At 50.2% G+C, this 217-nt stretch carries 1 rRNA gene; it reads right to left on the reverse strand.

The window, feature by feature from the left end:
* A 16S ribosomal RNA gene (locus APS80_RS10400) occupies positions 1-217 on the reverse strand; the annotation flags it as partial.

Genomic DNA, 217 nt, shown 5'->3' on the forward strand with positions numbered 1-217 from the left:
ACCCTCCACGGTTGAGCCGTGGGCTTTCACATCAGACTTAAAAAACCGCCTACGCGCGCTTTACGCCCAATAATTCCGGATAACGCTTGCCACCTACGTATTACCGCGACTGCTGGCACGTAGTTAGCCGTGGCTTTCTGATTAGGTACCGTCAAGACGCGCACAGTTACTTACGCATTTGTTCTTCCCTAATAACAGAGTTTTACGATCCGAAGAC

Source organism: Staphylococcus auricularis, assembly GCF_001500315.1.
Taxonomy (GTDB): domain Bacteria; phylum Bacillota; class Bacilli; order Staphylococcales; family Staphylococcaceae; genus Staphylococcus; species Staphylococcus auricularis.